23 protein-coding genes are annotated in these 25,635 nt (G+C 64.3%); 10 read left to right on the forward strand and 13 right to left on the reverse strand.

Going from position 1 to position 25,635, the window contains the following annotated elements; translation table 11 throughout:
• The first annotated feature begins 10 nt into the window (after positions 1 to 10).
• On the forward strand, positions 11 to 1,159 hold the full coding sequence (rnd, locus tag JQ631_RS12135) for a ribonuclease D (RefSeq protein ID WP_212326460.1): 1,149 nt from the start codon (positions 11 to 13) through the stop codon (positions 1,157 to 1,159).
• 115 nt (positions 1,160 to 1,274) lie between these two features.
• Here rnd and JQ631_RS12140 read toward each other — a convergent pair whose 3' ends face one another.
• The 5 genes from JQ631_RS12140 to JQ631_RS12160 all read right to left on the reverse strand — a co-directional run bounded on the left by JQ631_RS12140 (position 1,275) and on the right by JQ631_RS12160 (position 4,780).
• Entirely contained in the window at positions 1,275 to 2,657 is a 1,383-nt protein-coding gene (locus tag JQ631_RS12140) for an aspartate aminotransferase family protein (RefSeq protein ID WP_212326462.1), read from the reverse strand.
• A 112-nt stretch (positions 2,658 to 2,769) separates the two neighbouring features.
• Positions 2,770 to 2,952 (reverse strand): hypothetical protein, encoded by a 183-nt coding sequence (locus tag JQ631_RS12145; RefSeq protein WP_212328664.1) that lies wholly within the window; start codon positions 2,950 to 2,952, stop codon positions 2,770 to 2,772.
• Between the two features lie 17 nt (positions 2,953 to 2,969).
• The gene (locus JQ631_RS12150) at positions 2,970 to 3,530 is read right to left on the reverse strand and encodes an isochorismatase family protein (protein ID WP_212326464.1); all 561 of its coding nucleotides are present in this window, start codon (positions 3,528 to 3,530) and stop codon (positions 2,970 to 2,972) included.
• Positions 3,531 to 3,555: 25 nt separating this feature from the next.
• Complete coding sequence (locus JQ631_RS12155; protein ID WP_212326466.1) at positions 3,556 to 4,176, reverse strand: GNAT family N-acetyltransferase; 621 nt, start codon at positions 4,174 to 4,176, stop codon at positions 3,556 to 3,558.
• The gene (locus JQ631_RS12160; protein ID WP_212326468.1) at positions 4,163 to 4,780 is read right to left on the reverse strand and encodes a hypothetical protein; all 618 of its coding nucleotides are present in this window, start codon (positions 4,778 to 4,780) and stop codon (positions 4,163 to 4,165) included. Before JQ631_RS12160 ends, JQ631_RS12155 begins: the two co-directional genes overlap by 14 nt.
• Positions 4,781 to 4,851: 71 nt before the next feature.
• Between JQ631_RS12160 and JQ631_RS12165 the strand changes: the two genes are divergently transcribed.
• A complete protein-coding gene (locus JQ631_RS12165; RefSeq protein WP_212326470.1) occupies positions 4,852 to 5,892 on the forward strand; it encodes a LysR family transcriptional regulator in 1,041 nt (346 codons plus the stop codon).
• 18 nt (positions 5,893 to 5,910) lie between these two features.
• On the opposite strand, the gene JQ631_RS12170 is transcribed toward JQ631_RS12165, so the two are convergent.
• Entirely contained in the window at positions 5,911 to 7,038 is a 1,128-nt protein-coding gene (locus JQ631_RS12170) for an autotransporter outer membrane beta-barrel domain-containing protein (RefSeq protein ID WP_212326472.1), read from the reverse strand.
• A gap of 373 nt (positions 7,039 to 7,411) precedes the next feature.
• Between JQ631_RS12170 and JQ631_RS12175 the strand changes: the two genes are divergently transcribed.
• Complete coding sequence (locus JQ631_RS12175) at positions 7,412 to 7,618, forward strand: cold-shock protein (RefSeq protein WP_007591938.1); 207 nt, start codon at positions 7,412 to 7,414, stop codon at positions 7,616 to 7,618.
• Between the two features lie 92 nt (positions 7,619 to 7,710).
• Here JQ631_RS12175 and purN read toward each other — a convergent pair whose 3' ends face one another.
• Together purN and purM are read right to left on the reverse strand one after the other, a co-directional pair.
• A complete protein-coding gene (purN, locus tag JQ631_RS12180) occupies positions 7,711 to 8,364 on the reverse strand; it encodes a phosphoribosylglycinamide formyltransferase (protein ID WP_212326476.1) in 654 nt (217 codons plus the stop codon).
• Positions 8,364 to 9,437, reverse strand: coding sequence for a phosphoribosylformylglycinamidine cyclo-ligase (gene purM, locus JQ631_RS12185; protein ID WP_212326479.1), 1,074 nt, complete (start codon positions 9,435 to 9,437; stop codon positions 8,364 to 8,366). The genes purN and purM overlap by 1 nt, the downstream gene beginning before the upstream one ends.
• A 153-nt stretch (positions 9,438 to 9,590) precedes the next feature.
• On the opposite strand from purM, the gene JQ631_RS12190 reads away from it, so the two are divergent.
• The 4 genes from JQ631_RS12190 (at position 9,591) to ppx (ending at position 14,754) form a co-directional block, all read left to right on the forward strand.
• Positions 9,591 to 10,133, forward strand: a complete 543-nt coding sequence (locus JQ631_RS12190) for a CDP-alcohol phosphatidyltransferase family protein (protein WP_212326480.1) — start codon at positions 9,591 to 9,593, stop codon at positions 10,131 to 10,133.
• A 94-nt stretch (positions 10,134 to 10,227) separates the two neighbouring features.
• Positions 10,228 to 10,905, forward strand: coding sequence for a P-loop NTPase family protein (locus tag JQ631_RS12195; RefSeq protein ID WP_212326481.1), 678 nt, complete (start codon positions 10,228 to 10,230; stop codon positions 10,903 to 10,905).
• Between the two features lie 141 nt (positions 10,906 to 11,046).
• Complete coding sequence (locus JQ631_RS12200) at positions 11,047 to 13,236, forward strand: RNA degradosome polyphosphate kinase (protein WP_212328581.1); 2,190 nt, start codon at positions 11,047 to 11,049, stop codon at positions 13,234 to 13,236.
• Between the two features lie 15 nt (positions 13,237 to 13,251).
• The gene (gene ppx, locus JQ631_RS12205; protein WP_212326482.1) at positions 13,252 to 14,754 is read left to right on the forward strand and encodes an exopolyphosphatase; all 1,503 of its coding nucleotides are present in this window, start codon (positions 13,252 to 13,254) and stop codon (positions 14,752 to 14,754) included.
• 3 nt (positions 14,755 to 14,757) lie between these two features.
• On the opposite strand, the gene JQ631_RS12210 is transcribed toward ppx, so the two are convergent.
• Together JQ631_RS12210 and ndk are read right to left on the reverse strand one after the other, a co-directional pair.
• Positions 14,758 to 15,600 carry a TerC family protein gene (locus JQ631_RS12210; protein WP_212326483.1) on the reverse strand — a complete coding sequence of 281 codons (843 nt, stop codon included), beginning with the start codon at positions 15,598 to 15,600 and terminating at the stop codon, positions 14,758 to 14,760.
• A 44-nt stretch (positions 15,601 to 15,644) separates the two neighbouring features.
• Entirely contained in the window at positions 15,645 to 16,067 is a 423-nt protein-coding gene (ndk, locus tag JQ631_RS12215; protein WP_027535388.1) for a nucleoside-diphosphate kinase, read from the reverse strand.
• A 310-nt stretch (positions 16,068 to 16,377) separates the two neighbouring features.
• Here ndk and JQ631_RS12220 point away from each other — a divergent pair, with 310 nt between their 5' ends.
• The 3 genes from JQ631_RS12220 to JQ631_RS12230 all read left to right on the forward strand — a co-directional run bounded on the left by JQ631_RS12220 (position 16,378) and on the right by JQ631_RS12230 (position 18,948).
• Entirely contained in the window at positions 16,378 to 16,638 is a 261-nt protein-coding gene (locus tag JQ631_RS12220) for a sulfur globule protein precursor (protein WP_212326485.1), read from the forward strand.
• A 213-nt stretch (positions 16,639 to 16,851) separates the two neighbouring features.
• Positions 16,852 to 17,025 (forward strand): hypothetical protein, encoded by a 174-nt coding sequence (locus JQ631_RS12225; RefSeq protein WP_212326487.1) that lies wholly within the window; start codon positions 16,852 to 16,854, stop codon positions 17,023 to 17,025.
• A gap of 57 nt (positions 17,026 to 17,082) precedes the next feature.
• Entirely contained in the window at positions 17,083 to 18,948 is a 1,866-nt protein-coding gene (locus tag JQ631_RS12230) for an ABC-F family ATP-binding cassette domain-containing protein (protein WP_212326489.1), read from the forward strand.
• A gap of 105 nt (positions 18,949 to 19,053) precedes the next feature.
• Here JQ631_RS12230 and JQ631_RS12235 read toward each other — a convergent pair whose 3' ends face one another.
• Genes JQ631_RS12235 through JQ631_RS12245 form a run of 3 tightly spaced genes read right to left on the reverse strand, consistent with a single transcriptional unit; the run spans position 19,054 to position 25,503 of the window.
• The gene (locus JQ631_RS12235; RefSeq protein WP_212326490.1) at positions 19,054 to 20,505 is read right to left on the reverse strand and encodes an HlyD family type I secretion periplasmic adaptor subunit; all 1,452 of its coding nucleotides are present in this window, start codon (positions 20,503 to 20,505) and stop codon (positions 19,054 to 19,056) included.
• The gene (locus tag JQ631_RS12240; RefSeq protein WP_212326491.1) at positions 20,492 to 22,624 is read right to left on the reverse strand and encodes a type I secretion system permease/ATPase; all 2,133 of its coding nucleotides are present in this window, start codon (positions 22,622 to 22,624) and stop codon (positions 20,492 to 20,494) included. The genes JQ631_RS12235 and JQ631_RS12240 overlap by 14 nt, the downstream gene beginning before the upstream one ends.
• A 26-nt stretch (positions 22,625 to 22,650) precedes the next feature.
• Positions 22,651 to 25,503: a beta strand repeat-containing protein gene (locus JQ631_RS12245; RefSeq protein WP_212326492.1), complete on the reverse strand. Its 2,853-nt coding sequence runs from the start codon at positions 25,501 to 25,503 to the stop codon at positions 22,651 to 22,653.
• Positions 25,504 to 25,635: the final 132 nt, after the last annotated feature.

The following is a 25,635-nucleotide window of genomic DNA, read 5'->3' on the forward strand; positions in this document are numbered from 1 at the left end:
TGGGCCGTTCATGGATTTGATTACCACCACCGCTGACCTCGCGGCTGCCTGCAGCCGGCTGGCCAAGCATCCCGTCATTACCGTCGATACCGAGTTCCTGCGCGAGACCACCTATTACCCGCTGTTGTGCGTGGTGCAGATGGCCAGCCCCGAGGAAGCGATCGTCATCGACACCCTGGCCGAGGGCATCGACCTCAAGCCTTTCTTCGAATTGATGGCCAACGAGAGCGTGCTGAAGGTGTTCCACGCCGCGCGCCAGGACATCGAGATCATCTGGCATCAGGCCAATATCATCCCGCATCCGGTGTTCGACACCCAGGTCGCCGCCATGGTGCTCGGCTATGGCGACAGCATCGCCTATGACGCGCTGGTCGAGAAAGTCACCGGCCACCGGCCGGACAAGACCCACCGCTTCACCGACTGGTCGCGCCGGCCGCTGACGAAAGAGCAGATGCATTACGCGGTCTCCGACGTGACGCATCTGCGCGACGTCTTCGCCGCGCTCGACGCCGACCTGAAGAAGCGCCGCCGCAGCGAATGGGTCTCGATCGAGATGGAGGTCCTGACTTCGCCCAAGACCTACGACTTCCACCCCGAGCGCGCCTGGGAGCGGCTGAAGACACGGGTGCGCAAGCCGAAGGACCTCGCGGTGCTCATGGAGGTCGCGGCCTGGCGCGAGCAGGAAGCGCAGAGTCGTGACGTCCCGCGGGGGCGCGTGCTGCGCGATGAGGCCGTGAGCGACATCGCGACCCACGCCCCCAACACGATCGAGAAGCTTGCCCATCTGCGCTCGGTACCGAAGGGCTTTGAGAAGTCCAAATGGGGCTCGGACATCGTCGCCGCCGTCGAGCGCGGGCTGGCGCGGGATTTCGCCACGCTGCCGAAGCTGGAGAAGCCGCGCAACAACAACAATGGCGCCGCGACCGTCGAACTGCTGAAGGTGCTGCTGCGCATGACCGCCGAGCGTCATGCCGTGGCGAGCAAGGTGATCGCAACCGTCGACGATCTCGAGGAGATCGCAGCCGACGACGAGGCCGACGTGCCGGCGCTCCGCGGCTGGCGCCGCGAGCTGTTCGGCGATGCCGCGCTGAAGCTGAAACGCGGCGAACTCGCGCTTGCGATCGAGAAGGGGCGCGTGGTCGGGGTTCAGCGGGCGTAGGACTCGCTGCCTGCCCTACCCCCATTGCGAGCGTAGCGAAGCAATCCAGTCCGTTTTCGCGGAGACAGTCTGGATTGCTTCGTCGCTTCGCTCCTCGCAATGACGAGGAGAGCGCTTACGCCTGCGGCAGCTTCGCCACTTCCGGCTTCATGTCATCAAGCACGCCTGATATCGCGGCAATCAGTTCGTCGATCTGAGCCTTGGTGACGATCAGCGGCGGGCAGATGGCGATGGCATCGAGCATGTTGCGCGAGATCACGCCGCGTTCCTGGAGCATGCGGCTCGCCATGCCGCCGACGGCGCCGGGCGTCGCGGCTGCAGTCTTGCGGCCCTTGTCGAGCACCAGCTCGAGCGCGGCGATCATGCCGACGCCGCGAACCTCGCCGACCAGCGGATGGCTGGTGAGCTCGCGCAGCTTGCCCTGCATGTAGCCGCCGAGTTCGGCGGCATGCGCGACCAGACCGCGCTCCTCGATGATCTTGAGGTTTTCCAGTGCAATCGCCGAGCCGACCGGATGGCCGCCTGCGGTGAAGCCATGCCCGAGCACGCCAATCTTGTTGCTCTCGTCCGCGATCGGCTCGAACATGCGCTCGTTCATGATGATGGCCGACAGCGGGAAATAGCTCGAGGTGATCTGCTTGGAGACCACCATCGCGTCGGGCTTGATGCCATAGGTCTCGCAGCCAAACATCTTCCCAGTGCGACCGAAGCCGCAGATCACCTCGTCGGCGACCAGCAGGATGTCGTACTTCTTCAGGACCTTCTGGATCTTGTCCCAATAGGTGGCCGGCGGCACGACAACGCCGCCCGCTCCCATCACCGGCTCACCGAAGAAGGCCGCAATCGTGTCCGGGCCCTCCTTCTGGATCAACGCATCGAGCTCCTCGGCCCGACGCGTCGCAAACGCTTCCTCGCTCTCGCCCGGCGCGCCGTCCTTGTAAAAATGCGGTGAGCCCGTGTGCAGGATGTACGGCAGCGGCAAATCGAACGAACGGTGATTATTGGGCAGGCCGGTGAGGCTCGCAGATGCAATGGTGACGCCGTGATAGGCGCGCATTCGGCTGATGATCTTCTTGCGCTGGGGCTGGCCGAGCGCGTTCGAACGATAGGCGATCAGCTTGAGGACGGTGTCGTTCGCCTCCGAGCCGGAATTGGTGAAGAACACCTTGCTCATGGTGACAGGCGCGAGCGCGACCAGCTTCTCGGCGAGATCGATCGAGGGTCCGTGCGATTTGGCCGAGAACGTGTGATAGAATGGCAGCGCCTGCATCTGCTTGTGCGCGGCCTCGACCAGCCGCTTCTCGTTGAACCCGAGCCCGACGCTCCACAGGCCCGCCATCGCCTCGAAATAGCGTTTGCCCGCCGCATCGAACACGTACGGCCCCTCGCCGCGCTCGATCACCAGCGGACCAGCCTGCTGATGGGCGCGCGCATTGGTGTAAGCGTGGAGCTGGTAGGCCACATCCCGGGCTTCTTGCGAATTGGGCAGCATGGACATTTGCGGAATCCCTTACGTCACTTGGCTATTGCGACAGGGCAGAACTTGCAACGCCAATTCGTCGGCAGCAAGCGCTCAGCAGCGTTGCACAAAGCCGCACACGGCGCAGCGCTCAGGCCGCGCCGTCATCATTCCCGTCGTCGTCGGCTGCGGCCTCCCTCACCTCGACCAGAGCCATCGACAACAGATAGGCGGTCGTGGGCAGACCGGCCCGGCGCGCCGCCTCGACGGCACGCGACAGGTCGCTCGCCAGCTCCTTGAGCTCGTCCTCCCGCGACAATGTCCCCCCATCCATCCGCCGATCGCGTCGGCCTAGACCGCGACGGCGCCGCTGGTTCTGATCAGTTCAGCGCTGGACTGGAGTGTAGCAAAATTGGCGATGACATTCACCACCGACTGCTTGTAGACGGCCGCCTCGCTTGTGTCCGGCTGCCGGCAGGCCACGGCATTGGTGACCACCTGATAGCGGTGGCTTCGATGAAATCCCTCGACGACGGTAGCCAGGATAGTCTCGTCGAGGGAAAAGCCGGTCAGCACGCAGCGCACATTGCGGATACTGGACATGTGGTCGGCGAACCGGGAGGAACTGTAGGCCGATGGCAACGCGTGCTCGAACATCATCTCGCCCGGCCGGGGCTTGGCCTCGGCAATCCAATCGGTCAGCCTGGGTGACGGATTGAACCACGCCGCCTCCGCGATGCGTTTCAAATGCATTACCGGCCAGCCATTGCTCCGCCACAACGCGAGCAGTTCCAGGCAGCGCTTGATTGCGGCGTCGCCGTCGAGAACGACGTGGCGGCGCCCTGGGATCAGATATTCCACCTGGAGGTCCGCGCAGACCAGAACCAGCGGATCGTCGTGGGAGATCGGCATTATCTTGCGCAGAGCTGCACCCGTTTCAGCTGTCGGCCAGCGCGAGATCCCGCAGCGGCGAGGTCACCGCCCGCCCCGCCGAGGCATCGAGCACGCCGGGACGATCCCAGTCGCCCTCGGGACGGATGATCACGTAGGGATCGCTATCCAGCGTGATAGCGTCCGGCCCCGGCTCGATCTCCAGCAGCATTTCCGTATAGGAAAAGTCCGAGAAGGTGATCTTGCGATTGTGGCCCATCGGCTTCGCGCCGAAATGAGCCCAGAAATCCACCAGCCGGTCCTGCGCCTGGCCGTAGATCTTGCGGAACCCCTTGCGCTTCACATAGTCGACGCTGGCCTGCACCAGCTTGAACGAGATGCGCGAGCGGCGATATTGGTGCCGCACCGCCAAGCGCTCCACCTTGGCGAAGTCGCCGAAGAAGCGCACGCGCAGGCAGCCCGCCGGCTCGTTGCCGATGTAGCCGATGAAGTGCGCGGCCACCATGTCGTTGCCGTCGAACTCCTCGTCAAACGGACAATCCTGCTCGGCAAGATAGACCGCGGAGCGGATGGCCGTGACCAGCATGAGGTCACTCGGATCACGCGCAAGGCGGATGGTGATGGCGCGGGAGTCGGGCTTGGCGAGAGGGATCCTAGTGCCGTGCATCTGAAAAGCTCCTTGCTTGGATGATCGCGCTTGGCATGAGCATCGCCTGTCGACGCCAGGGGCGCTCGTAACACCAAAGGTCGGGTTGGAAGCTCGAAACAGGCTTGAATCCGGTCGCCCTCATGATCTCGCGTCCGGCCTCGGTTGACGGCTGCGCATAGCAGTCCGCGCCGCGAAACCTTATCTGGCGCAGATGAGCCGCGGCCTTGCCGAGACCGGCGATGCCCCGGCCGGTCGCCGCAATCGCCCAGATGTAGATCGCAGAAACTTCTTCATTCGCGGAAGCGAGATAGCGCGTCTCAGGCGCGGTCAGACAGATATCGTCGAGCAACAACGCATCATGACCGCGATCGCTCAGAAACAGGAAGGCCATTCCGCCGAGCAGATGGCCGTTCCGGGTAAAGGTCAGGATGCTGTGAGGATCGAAGGCAAAGTACTTCGCAAGCTCCGCTGCCCCGATCTGAACGCCCGGCACGAGCCGGCGCGCCATCTCGGAGAGCGCTGCGATTTCGGAAAATTGCGCGCAGCGGACATCGACCTCGGGGCTCAGCGGCAAGGCATCGAAATCATGCCTTGCGGCAAACGAGCCCCTTTCCATACTCATGCCGTGCCTCTATCGTTCAGGGGTTTTACGCGCCGCTATCGGGAAAAGCTTAGCGGCAGGAGATCAGGAGTATGCAGCAAGTATTGCACCGGGGTGCTGCAATGATGCAGCACCATGAAGAAGCGCTAAATGCGTCCTGGGACGATTTGAAATTATTTTTAGCCTGCGCAAAATTTAAAAGTTTCCGGAACGCCGCCGAAGAGCTCGGGCTCACCTCCACGACCTTGATGCGCAGGATCGACCGGCTCGAAGAGAGCATTGGTTGCAAGCTTTTCCTGCGCGACCAGAGCGGGCTCACGCTCAGCGACGAAGGCACCGCGATGATCGCCGACGTCGCGCATATGGAGCGTCACGCCTTCAACGTCTTCCGGCGCGCCTCGCGCTCGTCCAACGACACGGCGGGCACGGTGCGCGTTGCGGTGACGGAAGGCCCCGGAAATTTCTGGATCCTGCCGCGGCTGATCGATTTTCAGAAGACCTATCGCAAGATCACGGTCGACCTGCGTTGCGCGATGGAGCAAGCGGATGTGGCGCGGCTGGAGTCGGACATTGCGATCCAGCTCGAGCCACCGACCAATCCCGACCTCATCGTCGCCAAGCTCGGCCGGCTGCACATCTATCCCTTCGTCTCGAAGGACTACGCGGATCTCTACGGCGTGCCGGCGACGCTCGCTGAGCTGCCAAGCCACCGCATCATCAAGCAGAGCGCGCCGCAGGTCGACGACGGCGCCTACGCCCGCGTGCTCGGGCTGAAATCGCTGGAGGGCATTGTCGGCATCAAGACCAACTCTTCGGTCGGCGTGCTCTACGCGGTCGAGCGCGGCGCCGGCATCGGCTTCCTGCCGTCGGTCTCGATCGCACTCGGTGCGCCGCTCATAGCCGTCGACCTCGGCGTCAGCCACCACGCCGACCTGTGGCTGACCTATCACAAGGAGTTCCGTTCCTCCGAGCGGCATAAGATCGTGGTCGACTGGCTGAAGAAGATATTCGATCCCAAGACCTATCCCTGCTTCCGCGACGAATTCATCCATCCGAACGCGTTGGTGCCGATGATGACGGCCGCGCGAGAAGGCCTTGGGTTGACGGGCTATGTCGCCGCGACGCCGACGTAGACACGAACGAACGGCGCCTCACCACCGATATTCGAAGCCGATCGTGCCCTGGTGCGACGTCAGCTCGTTGCGGAACTTGCCGTCGTAATTGACGTAGAGCCGTGCGGTGTTGGTCAGGCTGAGCGACGCCGAGGCGCCGGCGTCCATGCCGTAACGGCTCTCGCCGATGCCGGGGACGATGATGTTCTGGGTGCCGAGGCTCACCTGCACCGAGCCCAGATCCTGATAAAAATTGTCGACGAACTTGCCGTAGGCCGATAGGTCCAGGATCTTCCGATCGAAGATGAAGTAGCGCCCGATCTCGGCGCCGACCAAGAGGCGTGCTCGCGCGATCGCGCTCGAGCCGACGTTGAGCGGATCGAGTCCACCCGCCTCCTGGAAGGCAGCCCCGGTGGCCCGAACATATTCGAGCCCGCCCTTGGGCACGACGCGCATCTGGTCCTTGGTCCAGTAGTAGCTGATCTCGGTCAGCGCACCGTCGACTGCGGCGCGATAGCCCGCCGTCGCAAGGCCAAAGCCGGTGTCCCGGCTGGAATGGACCTTGCCGAAACCGTGCACCACCGCAAACGCCCAGGTCCAGGGCCCCTTGTCGACGGAGCCGTTGAAGCCGATCTGCGTGAGGTCAAGCGTCGCCGACTGGAGCGCGAGCGGCACGTCGATGTCGGTATGGCTCTGATCGACGGAGAAGCCGAGATTGACGCCAGGCGCGATCCGCGCACCGAAGCCGGCGACGCCGCCGAACGTCTTGCGCTTGTCGCCGACGAAATCGCCCTGCGGGTCGGTCCGGACCGAAATGCCGTAACCTTCGTACCAGGTCCGATAGCGCGGATCCTCCGCGCTATCGGAAGCGCCGCCGCCGCCGGGATTGGTGCGTGACATCCGGTTGATGCCGCCGGAGGCCTGGTTGCCGAGGCGCTCCAGGAAGTTCGAGCCGAGATTGAGCGTGCTGCTGCCGGCCGACTGGTTGTAATTGGTCGATGTCGGGCTCGGCGTCGGCGCTGCCGGCGCGAGCGCCTGCGCGAAACCTGATGTCGCCGGCATGATCACGACGACCACAAGGGCCACGGCGATCGCCGTCACGATCCGGCGCACACGGTCCAGCCCGATCGTCTGCCGTATCCCCTGGGGCTGCGGAGTGCAGCACATGACGACTATTCCCGAAGCAAAAAGACGGCCCGCAAAAATACAACACGAACGGCGAGCAGGTGCGGCGATTTGTGCCGAACTGCCACGAAGGGTCAACCGTTTGGCATGCTATCGCTGGGGCGATTGCGCCGGGCTGTGGTTCCGTTGCCACAGGTCGCAAATTGCGGCGGGATATCTCCGGACTGATCTTGAAATTCGCACGCGGCTTGCTAGCGCGCGGTTTTCGTGTTGGAATACTGCACACAATCGGAATTGGCCGCTCGGCTGTGCGTTTCGCGACAATGAGACTCGAACAGACTTCCGGAAGCCCGTTTGTGACGTGGCACGCGAAAAGCGGCCGCGTCTTTTTAGTATCTAGCGGAGGAGACTAACGATGCCACAAAAGGGCACCGTCAAATGGTTCAACCCGACCAAGGGGTATGGGTTCATCAAGCCGAACGGCAGCGATAAGGACGTGTTCGTCCACATCTCGGCTGTCGAGCGTGCCGGACTCTCGACCCTGAATGAGAACCAGGTGGTTGAATACGACCTCGTGGAGAACCGCGGCAAAGCGTCCGCGGAAAACCTCAAGGTCTCCTGATTTCTCTCAAAGCTGCGCGCGAGAGATCATCATGACGTTGCCCCCGGCTCTGCCGGGGGATTTTGTTTGGAACGATGAATTGCGACCGCGCTTCAGTTCACCACCGGCGCAACCAGAAAATTCTCAGACGCCGAACTGCCCGCTGTCTTGCAGACATCCCCCTCTATCTTGACCTTGCCGGTCGCGAGCAACCTCAGCGCTGCGGGATAGATGCGATGCTCGACTTCGAGGATGCGCTCCGACAGAGTCTCTGCCGTGTCGTGATCGCCGACAGGCACCGCACCTTGCATCACGATCGGGCCGGCATCGGTCTCGGGGATGACGAAGTGCACTGTCGCGCCGGACAGTTTGACGCCGGCTCGCAAGGCCTGGCCGTGCGGATCGAGGCCGGGGAAAGACGGCAACAGCGAGGGATGGATGTTGAGCATCCGCCCGTACCAGGCATTTGTGAACTCGGCCGTGAACAGGCGCATGAAGCCGCCCAGGCAAATCAACTCGATGCCGTGCTGGTCCAGCGCTGCCTGCAACACCGCCTCGAAGCCGGCGCGGTCCTTGCCGAACGGCTTGCTCTCGATAACCTGCGTCTTCACGCCCGCCGCGTTGGCCCTTTCGAGCCCGAGCGCGTCAGCCTTGTTCGAGATGACGAGCGAGATCTCCGCCGGAAAATCCGCGGCGCTTGCTGCCTTGATCAGCGCGGACATGTTGGAACCGCGACCGGAAATCAGGATGGCGACGCGGCGCTTCATCACAGCGCCAGATCGAGATGGCCGTTATAGACGACGCGATGCTCGCCCTCGGCCGGGATCACGGTGCCGAGCTGTGCCACAGTCTCGCCGGCATCGATGAAGACCCGCATGACCTCGTCGACCTTGTCAGGCTCGACGATCGCGATCATGCCGATGCCGCAGTTGAAGGTGCGCAGCATTTCGAGTTCGGCGATGCCGGCCTGGGCCGCCAGCCATTTGAACACCGGCAGCACCGGCAGGCGCGCCAGATCGATGCCCACGCCGAGGTGGCTCGGCAGCACGCGCGGAATGTTGTCGGTGAAACCGCCGCCGGTGATGTGCGCAAGGCCCTTCACCGCAGCCGTCTCGCGAATCGCGCGCAGGCAGGATTTGACGTAGAGCCGCGTCGGCGTCAGCAGCGCGCCGCCGAGCGTCATGACAGGTGCGAACGGCGCCTGTGCCTCGAAGCCGAGACCGGACTGTTCCACGATCTTGCGCACCAGCGAGAATCCATTGGAATGCACGCCCGACGAGGCGAGACCGATCACCGCGTCGCCCGCGGCGATGTCCTTGCGTGGCAAAAGCGTGCCACGCTCGGCGGCGCCGACGGCAAACCCGCCGAGATCGTAGTCGCCGTCCTTGTAGAGGCCGGGCATTTCGGCGGTCTCACCGCCGATCAGGGCGCAGCCGGACTCGCGGCAACCTTCCGCGACGCCCGCGACGATCGAGGCCGTTGCCTCCGGGTCGAGCTTGCCGCACGCGAAATAGTCAAGGAAGAACAGCGGTTCGGCGCCCTGCACCACGAGGTCGTTGACGCTCATGGCAACGAGGTCGATGCCGATCCCGCCATGCAGGCCGGTCTCGATCGCGATCTTGACCTTGGTGCCAACACCGTCGGTGGCCGCAACCAGGACGGGGTCCTTGAAGCCGGCCGCCTTGAGATCGAACAAACCGCCGAATCCGCCGATCTCAGCGTCGGCGCCGGGCCGTGCGGTGGCGCGCACCATCGGCTTGATCAGGTCGACCAAGCGGTTGCCCGCGTCGATATCGACGCCTGAATCGGCGTAAGTGAGGCCGTTTTTGCGGTCGGTCATGCCGGATTTCCAGTGGGTTTGCGGCTGGTTACGTCGAATTCCGGGGACACGCAATGGCAAGCGTGGCGCCCCGGCCTATACTATGTAGATATCAACCGGTTCAGCCTCTAATGGGCCGGTTTCGAGGTCAGACAGGGTGCCGGGAAGCGCCGCGTGAGTATTCCGAACATTATTACCTTGGGCCGCATCATGCTGGTCCCGATCATCGTCTGGGCCATCGTGTCGAGCCAAATGGAGGTGGCGTTCGCCGTCTTCCTGATCGCGGGCATCAGCGACGCCGTGGACGGTTTCCTCGCCAAACGCTTCAACATGACGAGCGAGCTCGGCGCCCTGCTCGACCCGCTGGCCGACAAGGCGCTGCTGGTGTCGATCTACCTGTCGCTTGGGATCTGGGGCGACATTCCGCGCTGGATCGTGATCCTGGTGGTCTCCCGCGACATCATGATCGTCACGGCGGTGATCGTATCCTGGCTGTTCGACAAGCCGGTCGAGATGCGGCCCTCCAAAGTATCCAAGCTAAACACAGCCGCACAGGTCGCCTACGCGGCCTTGGTGCTGGCCGCGCTTGCCTTCGGCTTCAGGCCGGCGCCCTATGATGTCATCCTGATGGGCTTCGTCACCCTGTTCACGCTCTCCTCCGTGTCGCTCTATCTCGTCGAGTGGCTGCGGCACATGAGCACGATCGAGGCCAAATGAGCGAGGAGGCGGCCCCGTAAAAGGCCAACTCCCGATCGAATAAATCGAATCTCTTTCAGATATTGCCGGCGCGCCGGCACGGAGCAAAGCAAGCGTGGCAGGCCGCGTTCATCCCCGACAATTGGCGTTTTCGCTTCCGCATGCGGAAAGCCTCAGCCGGGACAATTTTCTCGAGGGCCCAGCCAACGCCGCCGGACTTGCCCTGATCGACGGCTGGCCGGAATGGCCGAACCGGATCATGTGGCTCGCCGGACCCGAAGGCTCAGGCAAGAGCCACCTCGCTGCGATCTGGGCCGAGGACGCCGGCGCCCGCTCCACGACCGCCAATGCGCTCAGCGCCGCCGCCGTCCCCGGCGCGCTCGCGACCGGAGCCCTGGTGATCGAGGATCTCAAGGCCGGGGATTTCGACGAGCGCGCGCTCTTCCATCTGATGAACCTCGCCCGCGAGGACGGCGCCTACGTCCTGTTCACGGGCCGAGAGATTCCGGCAGCGCTTGAGGTGGAGCTCCGCGACCTCAGGTCCCGGCTTCGAACGATTCCGGTGATTTCGCTCGCGCCGCCGGACGACCAGCTGCTTCGCGGACTGATCGTCAAGTTTTGCGCCGATCGCCAGCTCACCGTGGACGAAAGCGTGGTGAGCTACCTCGCGACCCGGCTGGAGCGGTCTTCGGCCGCCGCTCGGCATGCCGTGGAGCTGCTCGACAGCGAGGCCCTGCGGCTTGGCCGCCCCGTCACCCGGGCGCTCGCCGCCGAGCTGCTTCGGGACGCCTGACCGCCAACGCCCCCAGGCCCCGCTTGACGCGGCTCGGCCGCGGAACATCAATGTCATCGAAACGTCATCGCACTAACACATGCTCCGGCCGGTTTTGCGCACAAGTCGCAAATTGGGGCAAATTGGATGGACCGACTTCGCATGGACTCCGCGCAAGCTGTTGAAACGAAAGAGAAAGCCACGGAGGCCGAGGGCCTGCCGGCAATTGCGTCGAGCCCCGAGCGATTTATCAATCGCGAGCTGTCCTGGCTGCATTTCAACCGCCGCGTCCTGGAGGAATCGGTCAATCCCAGCCACCCCGTGCTGGAGCGGGTGCGATTCCTGTCGATTTCGGCAAATAACCTCGATGAGTTCTTCATGGTCCGCGTCGCCGGCATCAAGGCGCAGGTCCGAGAGGGCATTGCCGAACGTGCCCCGGATGGCCTGACCCCGTCCGAGCAGCTCGCGCTGATCAACCGCACGGTCTCGCAGCTTGCCAGCGATCAGCAGGCGATCTGGCGCGACCTGCGCGGCACACTCGCCGACGTCGGCATCGTGCTGGTCGACGGCAAGGAGGTCACCAAGGCAGAGCGGACCTGGCTCGAGGACTATTTCCTCAACAACGTGTTTCCACTGCTGACGCCGCTGGCGATCGACCCGGCCCACCCCTTCCCGTTCATCCCGAGCCTGGGCTTCACCATCGCGCTCCAGCTGACGCGCGAGGCTGACGGCAAGCCGATGAACGCTCTGATCCGCATGCCCGGCAAGATCGACCGCTTCATCCGTCTGCCGGCCGAGGGCAAGGTCCGTTTGATCTCGCTGGAACAGGCGACCGGCCTGTTCATCAACCGCCTGTTCCCGGGCTATAGCCTCCACGGCCAGGGCGCCTTCCGTATCATCCGCGACTCCGAACTCGAAATCGAGGAAGAGGCCGAAGACCTCGTCCGCCTGTTCGAGACCGCGCTGAAGCGCCGCCGCCGCGGATCGGTGATCCGGCTCGAAATCGATGCCAAGATGCCTGAGGAGTTGCGCAACTTCGTGCAGCACGCGCTGTCGGCGGCCGACGACGAGGTGTTCCTGGTCGATGGCGTGCTCGCCATGAACGAACTGTCGCAGCTCACGCGGCTCGACCGGCCCGACCTCGAATTCACCCCTTACGTCCCGCGGCATCCCGAGCGCGTGCGCGAACACGGCGGCGACATCTTCGCTGCTATCAGGCAGAAGGACCTGATCGTCCATCATCCCTACGAATCCTTCGACGTCGTGGTGCAGTTTCTGCAGCAAGCCACCCGCGATCCTGACGTCGTCGCGATCAAGCAGACGCTCTATCGCACCTCGAACAACTCTCCGATCGTGCGCGCGCTCGCCGAAGCTGCCGAAGCCGGCAAGTCCGTCACCGCGCTGATCGAACTGAAGGCGCGCTTCGACGAAGAGGCCAACATCCGCTGGGCCCGCGACTTGGAGCGCGCCGGCGTGCAGGTCGTCTATGGCTTCCTCGAGTTGAAGACGCACGCAAAGCTCTCGATGGTGGTGCGCCGCGAGGGCGGCAGCCTGACCACTTACGTCCATACCGGGACCGGCAACTATCACCCGGTTACCGCGCGCATTTATACAGACCTTTCCTACTTCACCTCCGAACCGACCATCGGCCGCGACGCCGCGCGCGTGTTCAATTTCATCACCGGCTACGCCGCGCCGAGCGATCTGGAAAAGATGGCGGTGTCGCCGCTGACTCTGCGCAAGCGCATCATCGAGCACATCCAGGGCGAGACCGAGCACGCGCGTCACGGCAAGCCCGGTGCCGTCTGGATGAAGATGAATGCGCTTGTCGACCCCGATATCATCGATGCGCTCTACGAGGCCTCACAGGCCGGCGTGCAGGTCGAGCTCGTGGTGCGCGGCATCTGTTGCCTCCGCCCCGGCATTCCCGGTCTGTCGGAGAACATCCGCGTCAAGTCGATCATCGGACGCTTCCTGGAACATGGCCGGATCTACTGCTTCGGCATGGGTCAAGGCCTGCCGAGCGCCAAGGCGGCTGTGTATATCTCGTCGGCCGATATGATGCCGCGCAACCTCGACCGTCGCGTCGAAGTGCTGTGTCCGCTGCAAAATCCCACGGTGCATCAGCAGGTTCTCGAACAGATCATGGTCGCGAACCTGAAGGACAATGAGCAGAGCTGGCAATTGTTGCCGGATGGGTCGTCAACGCGTATGAAGGCCGCGAAGGGCGAAGAGCCTTTCAACGTGCACAACTACTTCATGACAAATCCGAGTCTGTCTGGCCGTGGAAAGTCGCTCAAGGAATCCTCGCCGCGCCGTCTCACGCGCCGAAACGAACGCCATCAGTCCTGACCGGAGATTTTTGCCGTGAAACGGCCGCGCAAGCGTGGCGCTAGCGTCGCGGTCATCGATATCGGCTCCAACTCGGTTCGTCTCGTCGTCTACGAGGCGCTGACACGGAGCCTGATTCCGATCTTCAACGAGAAGACCCTGTGCGGCCTCGGACGGGAGGTGCAGAGCACGGGTCTGCTCGCGCCTGATGCCGTCGACAAGGCACTGACCTCGCTGAGGCGCTTCCGCGCGTTGTGCCGCGTGATGCAGGTCGGCCGCGTGTTCGCGATTGCGACGGCGGCGTGCCGCGACGCCTCCAACGGCCCTGACTTCATCGCGAAGGCCGAGCGCATCTGCGCCGTGAAGATCGAGATCCTGTCGGGACCGCGCGAAGCGAAACTGTCGGCGCTCGGCGTGATCTCGGGCATCCATCGTCCCGACGGCATCGTCGGCGATCTCGGCGGCGGCTCGCTGGAACTGATCGACGTGCGCGGAAACAGCGTGCGCAGCGGCGTGACGCTGCCGCTCGGTGGCCTCGCGCTGCAGGACCTCGCGCACAAATCGCTCAAGCGCGCCGACCGCATCGTGCGCGAGGCGATCGATGATGTGCCGCAGCTCACCGCCGGACGCGGCCGCGCCTTTTACGCCGTCGGCGGCACATGGCGCGCGCTCGCGCGCATCCACATCATCCAGAGCGGCTATCCGCTCCAGGTGATGCACGGCTATTCGATTCCCGCGACCGAGGCGCTTGATTTTGCTCGTCGCCTGCGGCGCCTCGCCGCCGTCGACATGCTCGCCGACATCGAGGTCGTCGCGGATGCGCGGCGCCCTCTCCTCACCTATGCAGCGCTGGTGCTCGAGCACATCATCCGCGTCGCCAAACCGAAGACCATCGTGTTCTCGACGTTCGGCGTGCGCGAGGGCCTGCTGCATGAAAAGCTGCCGGAGTCCGAGCGCAACAAGGACGGCCTGATCTGCGCCGCCGAGGAACTGAACCAGTTGCTGTCACGCTCGGCAAAGCATGCCCGCGAGCTGATGGCCTGGACCGATCGTCTGGCGCGCGTGGTGAAACTGCGCGAGACCGAGGAGGATCGCCGCCTGCGCCACACCGCATGTCTTCTTTCCGACATAGGCTGGCGCGTCCACCCTGATCATCGCGGGGAGCAGACGTTGAGCCTCGTGGTCAACGCGAATTTCGGCGCGATCGACCACCGCGAGCGCGCCTTTGTCGGCCTGTCGGTGTTCTATCGCTATGCAGGCCTCAGCGAAGAGAACCAGCCGCCGCTGACCATGCAGGAACTGCTGACGCCGGCGCAGCTCGAACGTGCCCGTCTGCTCGGCGCGGCGTTCCGCGTCGCGCATCTGATCTCGGCTGCGCGTCCGGGCGTGCTGCCGGCCACGCATTTCCGCAGCCAGGGCCGCAATCTGATGCTGGTGTTCGAGCACAGGCTCGGCGATCTCGTCGCCGACCGCGTCGGCAGCCGCTTCAAGCAGCTCGCCCGCCTGATCGGGCGATCCGGCTCGATCGTCAGACGCTAGGGCTTATTCAGCAGCTTTTGCATGTTCGAGTGCAGCCTGGTTCAGGCTGCGCCGTCGCCAGATCGATCCGACCAGCAGTACGACGACGATACCGAGCGCGGCGCAGAAATATTCGGCGCCTGCGCCGCCATGAGCGAATTGCGGCGGGATGTGCAGGCCGCCGAGCATCTTGTCGAGCGAGGCGCCGAACGGACCTTCGGATAGCGAATGCAGCTTCGGCGCGATACCTGGATCGGTCGCGATCACCTCGCCTGCGATCCAGCCGAGCAGCGCCGCACCGGCCCAGACCAGGATCGGCAGCTTCGCAAGCAGCGCCATGATCAGCGCGGCACCAGCGACGATCAGCGGCACGCTGATGGCAAGGCCGAGGACCAGCAACGGCACGCTGCCATTGGCGGCGGCAGCCACCGCAATGACGTTGTCGAGGCTCATCACGATGTCGGCCACGACAACGATCTGCACCGCCTGCCACAGATGCGAAGCGGACTCGACGTCCTCTTCCTCGTTTTCGGGCACCAGCAGTTTGGCCGCGATGACGATCAGCGCGAGGCCGCCGACCAGCTTGAGGTACGGCAGCTCCATCAGGCTCGCGACGATGCCGGTGAAGATGATCCGCAGCAGCACCGCGGCGCCCGCACCGAGCACCATGCCCCACAGGCGATGCCGGGGCTTGAGGCCGCGGCAGGCAAGCGCAATCACCAGCGCGTTGTCGCCGGACAAAAGGACGTTGATCCAGATGATCTTGCCGACCGCGATCCAGAAGGTCGGTTCAGCCATCTCATTGCGGAACTGGGTGAAGAATGCCCCGATCGTGGCGGGATCGAAGATCTGCCAGAGCCAGTTCACAACAAGTCCTTTCGCCCCGTCGACTTAACCTGTCGGCTGAAGGATCAGCCGACGATCTCGTTGCCCGAGAAGAACTGCGCGATCTCGATCGCGGCGGTTTCCGGAGCGTCCGAGCCGTGAGCGGAGTTTTCGCCGATCGATTTGGCGTAGAGCTTGCGGATGGTGCCGTCGGCCGCCTTGGACGGATCGGTCGCGCCCATGGCGTCGCGGTACTTGGCGATCGCGCCCTCGGCTTCCAGCACCTGCACCACGACCGGGCCCGAGGTCATGAACTCGACCAGCTCGCCGAAGAACGGACGGGCCTTGTGGACGGCGTAGAAGGTTTCGGCCTGTTCCTTGGTCATGCGGATGCGCTTCTGCGCGACGATGCGCAGCCCCGCCTTCTCGATCACGGCGTTCACTGCGCCGGTCAGGTTACGCGCGGTCGCGTCGGGCTTGATGATCGAGAAAGTGCGTTCGATGGCCATGATCTTGTCCTTGAAGAGAAAAAGGGTGGTTCGGAGTTGCGGGGCTTATATCGGCGCCTTGGCGATCCGGCAAGCGAGTGCCCGAACGGCCCGACGGGCGCTTCGCCGCAGGCTGGGAGCCGGATTCCAACATGGATTACAACGATTTCACTCAGATGAACCCAATCTGAAGGCCCTGTCAGGGTTTGGTTCAGCCTCACTGGCGTAACGTCAGTCCCATCGAAACCAAAGCCTACCCCTGAGGCGGATCGTTTCGGCGGCCTTTCCATCGACGCGATTGCCCCGCGCCGGCAGTTCTGAGGAGATCACCATGTTGAGGAAACTTTCGCTCGCTGCAGTCGCCGCGGTCGCGCTGGGTGCCGCGCTGGCCCCCACCTCCGCCTCCGCTCACTGGCATGGCGGCGGCTTTGGCTGGCACGGCGGTGGCGGCTGGCATCACGGCGGCTGGGGCTGGGGCAGTCCGCGCTTCTACGCCGCGCCCGTCTCCTACGGTTACGGCGGCTGCTATGTCCGCCAGTTGGTCCCGACCCCCTGGGGCCCCCGCTGGCGGCTGGTCAACCGCTGCTACTGAGCCCGAAATGCCTTCCTGAGGTATCGTTCCCCCCTGCGGTACCTTCCAAGAGAGGCCCCGGCGTTCCCCCCGCCGGGGCCTTGTATTTGGGCAGATACGACGAATTCATACAATTTTTACTAGAATGCCTGGCGTCCCCAACAACCGGCGAAACCATTTTGGGGGCCAATGACTTGGTACCGTGTCGTTACTTTGAACACACGGAACCCTGCGATGCCCGGCCATTTTGCCAATGACAGCGAGCAGATCGACCGGCGTACCAGCCGCTCGATTTGTGATGCCGTGGGCGAGCGTCTGCAGCAGAGCATTCGCCCCGAGCCCCGGCTCCCGACACATCTCGAGCAGCTCCTGAACGAGCTGAAGAAGCGCGACCGCGATCCGCACTAGTTAAGTGCTCACAGAAAAACGGGTTGCGTTCGCCGCGCCTTGCGGTGACAAGGCCGCATGCTCTCCATCACCGACCTCTCCATCCGCCTCGCCGGACGCCTTCTGATCGACAATAGCTCCGTGCAGATTGCGCCCGGCTCGCGCGTCGGCATGGTCGGACGCAACGGCACCGGCAAATCGACGCTGTTCAAGGTGATCCGTGGCGAACTCGCGGCCGAGCACGGCTCGGTGACCCTGCCGCCGCGCTGGCGGGTCGGCAGCCTGGCGCAGGAAGCGCCGAACGGCCCGGAGAGCCTGATCTCGGTCGTGCTCAAGGCCGACCTCGAGCGCGAGGCGTTGCTCAACGAAGCGGAGAGCGCGACCGACCCGCACCGGATCGCCGAGATCCAGACCCGCCTCGTCGACATCGACGCGCATTCGGCGCCGAGTCGCGCCGCCGCGATCCTGTCCGGTCTCGGCTTCTCCGCCGCCGACCAACTGCGGCCCTGCGCCGAATTCTCCGGCGGCTGGCGCATGCGTGTCGCGCTGGCCGCGACGCTGTTCGCGGCGCCCGATCTGCTGCTGCTCGACGAGCCCACCAACTATCTCGACCTCGAAGGCACGCTGTGGCTGGAGGATCACCTCGCGCATTATCCGCGCACGGTGATCGTGATCAGCCATGATCGCGATCTGCTGGAGAGCTCCGTCGACCAGATCCTGCATCTGGAGCGCGGCAAGCTCACGCTCTACAAGGGCAGCTATTCCTCGTTCGAGGAGCAGCGCGCCGCGCGCGAGCTGCTCGATGCCAAGGCGGTCAAGCGCCAGGAGGCCGAGCGCGCCCGCCTGCAAGCCTTCGTCGACCGCTTCAAGGCCAAAGCCTCGAAGGCCCGGCAGGCGCAGTCTCGCGTCAAGATGCTGGAGCGGCTGAAGCCGATCACGGCGTTGGTGACGGAGGACGTGCGCGAGATCACCTTCCCCGCGCCCGAGAAACTATTGTCGCCGCCGATCATCGCCGTCGACAATGCGTCGGTCGGCTACGATCCGGCGACGCCAGTGCTCAGCCGCGTCACGCTGCGCATCGACAATGACGACCGCATCGCGTTGCTGGGTGCCAACGGCAACGGCAAGTCGACGCTCGTCAAGCTGCTCGCCGCGCGTCTCGCCCCCTTCTCCGGCAAGGTGACGCGCGCCGACAAGCTGTCGATCGCCTATTTCGCGCAGCATCAGCTCGACGAGCTGAACGAGGACGCCTCGACCTACGACCATGTCCGCAAGCTGATGGGGAGCGATGCGCCCGAGGCCAAGGTGCGGGCCCGCGCCGGCGCGATCGGCTTCTCCGGCAAGGCGGCCGACACCAAGGCCGGCAAACTCTCGGGCGGCGAGAAGGCGCGGTTGCTGCTGGGACTCGCCACCTTCTTCGGCCCCAACATGATCATCCTGGACGAACCGACCAACCATCTCGACATCGACAGCCGCGCGGCGCTTGCCGAAGCCATCAACGAATTTCCCGGCGCGATCATCATGGTCTCGCACGACCGCTATCTGATCGAGGCCTGCGCCGACCAGCTCTGGATCGTCGCCGACCGCACCGTGACCAATTACGACGGCGACCTCGACGAGTACCGCCGCCTGGTGCTGTCTTCGCGCAATGGCGAGCCCGCGCCGCGCGAGCGCAGCATTCCCAGCGAGAAGCCGCAGCGTCCGAAGTCGGACAATCGCGGCTCGCTGAAGAAACGCATCGCGGAAGCTGAAAGCGAGATCGCGCGGGTCACCGACATCATCGCCAAGATCGACACCGCGCTGGCGCTGCCCGACATCTTTACGCGCGATCCAAAGCAGGCCGCGCAACTGTCGAAGGCGCGTGCGAATGCGGCCGACGCGCTGGCGCGCGCGGAAGAGCAATGGCTGGAGGCGAGCGCGCAGTTCGACGAAGCCGCCGGCTAGATCGAAAACTGAAAAACAACCCCATGCACAGTAGCCGGGCCGCTGCCGGAAAAACCGCCATGACGCGACGCAACCGATTGAAATAGCGAAGACAATTCCCCGAAACTAGCGTTCCCGCATGATCTCGTGCCGGTAGCGCTGCAGCGGCGAAAGCAGGTAGCTCAGGATGGTGCGCGAGCCGGTCCTGATCTCCACAGTGACCGCCATTCCCGGAGCCAGGCTGACGAGGCGGTCGTCCACCTGCATTTGCGTACGATCGAGCGAAATGCGGGCGCTGTAGCTGAGCTCCTGCCCGCTGGGTTCGCTGCTGCCGCGCTGCGCGCCCGGCGCGCTGTCGCCGCGCTCCGGCGGACGATCGCGAATGATGGCATCCTGCGAGACGCTCACGACCCGGCCCTGCAGCAGGCCGTAGCGGGTGAAGTTGAAAGTGTCGATCTTGATCGCGGCGCCCTGCCCGGCCTCGACAAAGCCGATGTCGCGGTTGGAGATCATCGCTTCGATCTCGAGCCGCGTGTCTGACGGCACGATCACGAGCAGCGATTGCGCCGGCGTGACCACACCGCCGACAGTGTGAACCGCAAGCTGCTGCACGACGCCGTCGACCGGTGACGTCAGCAGCTGGAGGTTAGTCCGCTGCTGGGCCTTGACCAGGTCGCGCGCGAGGCCATTGGCCTTCTGCTCGCTCTTGGCGAGCTCATCGGACAGGCTCTTGCGATACTCCGCCACGGCCTGGATGCGGGTCTCCCGGATCGCGGAGACGGCGGCCTCGGCCTCCTTCAGATGGCTGCGCTGGACCCCGAGCTCCTCCTGCTGCTCGATCTGGAGCTGAAGCGTTTCGTAATAAGTCAGCTTCGAGCCGATCTCCTTCTCCATCAATGTCCTGCGGATATCGACGCGCTGCTCGGTCACCGGCAGCAACGCGTCCAGCTTGTGGATCGTCGCTGCGATGGTCTGATGCTCGGCCTCCTTCTGCGCCTCCTGGCGCTCGAGGGAGGCGAGCTTGGCGCGATGCTCGCCGACCTGGCTGGTGAGAAGCTGCTGCTGCGTCGCGACGAGCAACGGATCGGCGTCGGCGGGCGGAACGAGATTGGCGGCGTCGGTTTCGCCGGCCGCGAGCGCAGCGCGGAGACGCGCGCTGTTGAGCCGTTCTGCCATGAGATCGTCATGCAGGTGATCGCGCTCAGCCGCATTCACAGTGGGATCAAGCTCGATCAGCACATCGCCTGACTTGACCGCCTGCCCGTCCTGCACGTGGATGGCGCGTACCACGCCGGTCTCGAATGGCTGCACCACCTTGCTGCGCCCGCTCGACACGACCTTGCCGGTTGCGGACGCCACGATATCGATCGTGCCCCAGGCCGACCACGCGAGCGCCGCGCACACAAGAGCCATCAGCGCAAACGCGATGCCCCGGCCGATCGGCGACGGCGGCGTCTCGGTCATCTCAAGCGCTGCCGGCAGGAAGGCGGTTTCCTCGACGCGCCGGCTCTTCCCGCTCCGGAAGGGAACGACTGATGGTTCCGGCCTCGAGGCCGGCATTGCGTTAGCCGACCTCATAGATGCCTCCCTGAAGCCGATGCAGCGAGGCGTAGCGGCCGCCGTTCCTGATCAAGGCATCATGCGTGCCGTCCTCGACCAGACGTCCCCGCTCCAGCGTGAAAATGCGGTCGGCGCCGCGGACGGTGGAGAGACGATGCGCGATGATCAGGACGGTGCGGCCCTTGGCGATGTCCTTCATGTTGTCGTGGATGATCCGCTCGCTTTCATAGTCGAGCGCGCTGGTGGCTTCGTCGAAGATCAGGATGCGCGGATTTGTCACCAGCGCGCGGGCGATCGCGATGCGCTGGCGTTGCCCGCCCGAAAGCGTCGAGCCGCGCTCGCCGACAACAGTGTCGTAACCTTCCGGAAGTTCCAGAATGAAGTCATGCGCACCTGCAAGCCTTGCCGCCTCCATGATGCGGTCCATCGGCAGGGTCGGATCGGCGAGCGCAATGTTGTCGCGCACCGAGCGATTGAAGAGCATGTTCTCCTGGAGCACGACGCCGATCTGCCGCCGCAGCCAGGCAGGATCGGTCATCACCAGATCCATGCCGTCGATCAGCACGCGGCCGCCTTGTGGCACATAGAGCCGCTGCACCAGCTTTGCGAAGGTGCTCTTGCCGGAGCCCGACGAGCCGACGATGCCGACGGTTTGACCGGCCGGAATATCGAACGAGACCTCGTGCAGGATTTCCGGCCCGTCGAGCCTGTAGCGGAAGCCGACATGCTCGAAGCGGATGTTGCCCCGGAGCGGCGGCAGCCCGGCGCGGCCGGCGGAATAAGCCGGCTCGGCGGCGCTGTTGAGGATATCGCCGAGACGGACGACCGAGAGCCGCGCCTGGTGAAAATCCTGCCAGACCTGCGCCAGCCGCAGCACCGGCGCTGAAACCCTTCCGGCAAAGATGTTGAACGCGACGAGCTCGCCGACGGTCAAGGCGTCGCCGATCACGAGCCGCGCGCCGACATAGAGGATCGCGGCCGTGACGACCTTGCTGACGAACTGCACCAGCTGGCTTGCCGTATTGCCGAGACTGGTGACGCCAAAGCTCGCGGAGACGTAGCCAGCAAGCTGTTCCTCCCAGCGGCGCTGCATCTGCGGCTCGACCGCCATTGCCTTCAGCGTCTCGATGCCGCTGACGCTCTCGACCAGAAAGGCCTGGTTCTCGGCGCCACGGCGGAATTTCTCTTCCAGCCGGCGGCGGAACAGCGGCGTCGCCACCGCCGAGATCGCGACGTAGAACGGGAATGAGCCGAGCACGATGCCCGTCATGACAGGCGAATAGACAAACATCACCGCGAGAAACACCGAGGTGAAGACCAGGTCGATGAGAAGCGTCAGTGACGAGGAGGTGATGAAGTTGCGGATGTTTTCGAGCTCGCGCACCCGCGCCACTGAATCGCCGACGCGCCGGGCCTGAAACCAGGCCATCGGCAGCGCCAGCAAATGATTGAACAGGCGCGCACCGAGCTCCACGTCGATGCGGTTGGTCGTATGGGCGAACAGATAATTCCGAAGGATTCCGAGCACGGTGTCGAACAGCGAGACGACGACGAGCCCGATGACCAGCACGTCGAGCGTAGACAGCGAGCGGTGTACCAGCACCTTGTCGATCACGACCTGGAAGAACAGCGGCGACACCAGCGCGAAGAGCTGGAGGAAGAACGAGGCGGCCACCACCTCGCCGAGCAACCGCCGGTATTTGCCGATCGCGCCTATGAACCAGGTGATGTCGAACCGGCGGCCCAGATCTGAGAGCCCGGCGCGCCTGACCATCAGGATCAATCCGCCGTCCCAGATCGCGGCGAGTTCGTCGCGTTCCATGAACACCGGCCGCTGAGCCAGTGGCGACTGCACCAGCACCTTGTCGGCAGAGGCTTTGGCTATGACCATGAAGCTGCCGTCACGCAGCATCGCGATCGCCGGCAGCGGACTGTCCGCCAGACGGCTCCATTGCGTACGATAGGTTCGCGCCTTCAGTCCGAGAGACCTGGCGCAGCGGATGATGTCCGCTGCGCCGAAGCTCGCCGCACCGAGCCGGTGCCGGAGCTGATCACGGTCCGCCGCCACGCCTTGCATGTGAAGCAAGGTCAAGAGCGCGTCGAGCCCCGTATCGGTCGGCACTGCATTCGCTGTCATGGTCGTTCTCCCCGCGGTGCCGCAGATCAGGCGTGCTGCGGCGGAGCGAGCGTCTGGGTTTGCGCCATGTGCGGATCGGCCAGCGGCATCGCACCATGGCCGTCGCCAGCCGGAACGAAGCTCGCCGCCATTGCCTGGTTCAGCAGCATCGCCGCCGCCAACGCCCCGCCGTCCTGGATGAGGACATTGTTGCCGGTGCCGCCATCGAGGATGTCCTGGCCGGGCCCGCCGATCAGAACATCGTCGCCCGCCCCACCCAGCAGCGTGTCGTTGCCGGAGCCGCCGATGAGGACGTCGTCACCATTGCCGCCCGCGGCAACGAGCTGAATGCCGTTGTTCAGGCCCGAGGCGGTGATGACGTCGTCGCCATCGAGGCCGTTGATGACGAGCCTGTCGCCCGCGCCGGCAGCGGCGATGTTGATGTCCTGGCCAAGTCCCGACACCGTGATGATGCCGTCGTGCTCGGTCACCGTGATGACGTCGTTGCCGGCAGTTCCGTTGATGGTCACGGTGTCGGCGGCGCCGTCATTCGCACCGAGGTCGAGATTGACCTGGTTCACGCCGGTGCCGGAGAGATCATTGACCGTGATGTTGTCGGCGCCGCCGAGGGCGTTGAAGTCGACATGTTCGACCCCGTTCAGGTCCATCGCGATGCTGGCGACATCGCGCGTGAACAGCACCCGGCCGCCGTTGGCCGAGATGTTGATGTTCTCGCTGATGTTGGCACCATTGAACAGCAGCGTATCGGTGCCCTGGCCGCCTTCGACAGTATCGCTGCCGTCGCCGGGATTCCAGACGAAGGTGTCATCGCCGGCGCCGAGACTGGCGACATCGTTGCCACGGCCGCCATTCACGATGTCATTTCCGGCGCCGCCGGTGATGGTGTCGTTGCCGTCGCCACCGTTGATATTGAGGCTCATAAGCTGACCGGCCTTGATCGCGGAGGCATCGATCACATCGTTGCCACCTCCTCCGTTGACGGCGAGCACGTCACCCGCATCCGCGTGCGCGACCGTTACTTGCGCGGCGAGGCCGTTGACCAGGATTGATCCACCTGAGGTGACGACCTTGATGGTGTCGTCGCCCGTGGTGCCGTTCACCGTCACACGGTCCGCCGCGCCGTCTCCGCTCTGGCTGCCCGGGCCGGCGCTGAGGTCGATCGCGACCTGCGTGACGCCGGTGCCCGTGAGATCGCCGACATTGATGTTGTCGGCGCCGCCGGCTGCGGCGATCTGCACGTGCTCGACATCATTGAGGTCCATGGTGACAGCGCCGACGTCGCGGGTGAGAAGCGCACGGCTTCCGTTCGCCGAGATCGACATGGTCTCGGCCACATTGGAGCCGTTGAACACCAGCGTATCCGTTCCCGCGCCGCCTTCGACAGTGTCGCTGCCGTCACCCGGATTCCACGTGAACAGGTCATCGCCTGCACCGAGAAGAGCCACGTCATTGCCGCGGCCGCCGGTAACCTTATCGTTGCCATCGCCACCGATCAGGGTGTCGGCCCCCTGACTGCCGGTGATGGTGTCATTGCCCGCGCCGCCGTCGATGGTCAGCCCGATCACCGCAGCGAGTGCGGATGCGTCGATGACGTCGTTGCCGCCGAGCGCCTGGATCACCAGCCGGTCGTTGGCAGCCTCAGCATTCGCAATCGTAACGACTTCCGGCAGACCGGTCACCGTCACGGTCGTGCCGGCGGCCGCGACCTGGATGTGCTGATTGCCATTAGTCCCGTCGACGGTCACCGTATCAGCCGCGTCATCGCCTTGCGTTCCGCCAGGGATGGCCCCGAGATCGACGAGGATTTCCTTCACGCCGGTGCCGCTGAGATCGCCGACGGCAATGTTGTCGGCCCCGCCACGCGCATCGAACTCGATCTGCTCGATGCTGTTGAGGTCCATGGTGATGTTGGCGACATCGCGCGTAAAGCGCACCCTGCCGCCATTGGCCGTGACGTTGATGGTCTCGTTGATGTTGGCGCCGTTGAACACGAGCTTGTCGTTGCCGGATCCGCCGTCCACGGTGTCGCTGCCGTCACCGGGATTCCAGATGAAGGTGTCGTCGCCCGTTCCAAGCTGGGCGACGTCGCTGCCGCGTCCACCACTGACGATGTCGTTGCCGGCACCACCGATCAGGAGATCGCTGCCGTCACCGCCGGTCATCGTGTCGTTGCCGGCACCGCCATCGAGCGTCAGCGAGATCAGGCTGCCGAGCCCGTTGCCCGCGGTAATGACATCGTCGCCGCCGCCGGCACGCAGCACGAGATTCTCCGTCGTGCCGATATCGAGGGAGAATGGCGCAGCGCCGCCCGTCCCGTCGAAGCGCACGCGCGTGCCGTTCGCGGTGACGGTGAAGGTCTCAGCGGCATTGCTCCCGTTGACCTGGGCCGTGTCGTTGCCGTCGCCGCCCTCGACAACGTTGCTGCCGCCGCCGGGATTCCAGATCATGAGGTCGTCGCCGGCTTCGCCGAACAGCTGATTATCACCGCTGCCGCCGTCCAGCGTGTCGTTACCCGCGCCACCGAACAGCAGATCGTTGCCGCCACCGCCCTTGATTACATCGTCGCCGGCCTGCCCGAACAACAGATCGGCTCCCGAGCCACCCGTGATCCTGTCATTGCCGTCGCCGCCGAAGATGTGCACCGCGGGCATCGGACCGTGGCATTCGTTGACCGTGATCGTGTCGTCACCGCTCTGACCGAAAATGTCGATCTCATTGGTATTGGCGATTGTCGGATCGCCGCCGAGCGTCTTCACTTGCCCGTTGTTGACGAGAATGCGGCCGGACGTGTTGCGGCCGATCACGAGGCCGTTATTGGCGCTGTCGCCGAAGATCGTGAGCTGCCCGGTAACCGGGGAAAAAACAGAAGTAATGGACATCCAAATCATCCTTCGATCGATCCAGCCCCTCCCTCGATGCGTAGCAGCCGCCAGCATGACATTCTTGAAGCGTTGCTTGAGACGCGCGTGATTATTCTGGAGATTTCCTCCAGATTTGCGGCGGGCCAGTTT

Origin of the sequence: Bradyrhizobium manausense, assembly GCF_018131105.1 — a bacterium.
Classification (GTDB): Bacteria; Pseudomonadota; Alphaproteobacteria; order Rhizobiales; family Xanthobacteraceae; genus Bradyrhizobium; species Bradyrhizobium manausense_B.

Bases quoted from the DNA above. Each gene is read 5' to 3' on its own strand.
- JQ631_RS12235 (WP_212326490.1), bottom strand. From the start codon at position 20,505: ATGAGGTCGGCTAACGCAATGCCGGCCTCGAGGCCGGAACCATCAGTC.
- JQ631_RS12220 (WP_212326485.1), top strand. From the start codon at position 16,378: ATGTTGAGGAAACTTTCGCTCGCTGCAGTCGCCGCGGTCGCGCTGGGT.
- purN (WP_212326476.1), bottom strand. From the start codon at position 8,364: ATGAAGCGCCGCGTCGCCATCCTGATTTCCGGTCGCGGTTCCAACATG.
- JQ631_RS12145 (WP_212328664.1), bottom strand. From the start codon at position 2,952: ATGGATGGGGGGACATTGTCGCGGGAGGACGAGCTCAAGGAGCTGGCG.
- rnd (WP_212326460.1), top strand. From the start codon at position 11: ATGGATTTGATTACCACCACCGCTGACCTCGCGGCTGCCTGCAGCCGG.
- JQ631_RS12240 (WP_212326491.1), bottom strand. From the start codon at position 22,624: ATGACAGCGAATGCAGTGCCGACCGATACGGGGCTCGACGCGCTCTTG.
- JQ631_RS12245 (WP_212326492.1), bottom strand. From the start codon at position 25,503: ATGTCCATTACTTCTGTTTTTTCCCCGGTTACCGGGCAGCTCACGATC.
- purM (WP_212326479.1), bottom strand. From the start codon at position 9,437: ATGACCGACCGCAAAAACGGCCTCACTTACGCCGATTCAGGCGTCGAT.
- JQ631_RS12175 (WP_007591938.1), top strand. From the start codon at position 7,412: ATGCCACAAAAGGGCACCGTCAAATGGTTCAACCCGACCAAGGGGTAT.
- JQ631_RS12140 (WP_212326462.1), bottom strand. From the start codon at position 2,657: ATGTCCATGCTGCCCAATTCGCAAGAAGCCCGGGATGTGGCCTACCAG.
- JQ631_RS12160 (WP_212326468.1), bottom strand. From the start codon at position 4,780: ATGAGTATGGAAAGGGGCTCGTTTGCCGCAAGGCATGATTTCGATGCC.
- ndk (WP_027535388.1), bottom strand. From the start codon at position 16,067: ATGGCCATCGAACGCACTTTCTCGATCATCAAGCCCGACGCGACCGCG.
- JQ631_RS12165 (WP_212326470.1), top strand. From the start codon at position 4,852: ATGCAGCAAGTATTGCACCGGGGTGCTGCAATGATGCAGCACCATGAA.
- JQ631_RS12150 (WP_212326464.1), bottom strand. From the start codon at position 3,530: ATGCCGATCTCCCACGACGATCCGCTGGTTCTGGTCTGCGCGGACCTC.
- JQ631_RS12200 (WP_212328581.1), top strand. From the start codon at position 11,047: ATGGACTCCGCGCAAGCTGTTGAAACGAAAGAGAAAGCCACGGAGGCC.
- JQ631_RS12230 (WP_212326489.1), top strand. From the start codon at position 17,083: ATGCTCTCCATCACCGACCTCTCCATCCGCCTCGCCGGACGCCTTCTG.
- JQ631_RS12170 (WP_212326472.1), bottom strand. From the start codon at position 7,038: ATGTGCTGCACTCCGCAGCCCCAGGGGATACGGCAGACGATCGGGCTG.
- JQ631_RS12225 (WP_212326487.1), top strand. From the start codon at position 16,852: ATGCCCGGCCATTTTGCCAATGACAGCGAGCAGATCGACCGGCGTACC.
- JQ631_RS12155 (WP_212326466.1), bottom strand. From the start codon at position 4,176: ATGCACGGCACTAGGATCCCTCTCGCCAAGCCCGACTCCCGCGCCATC.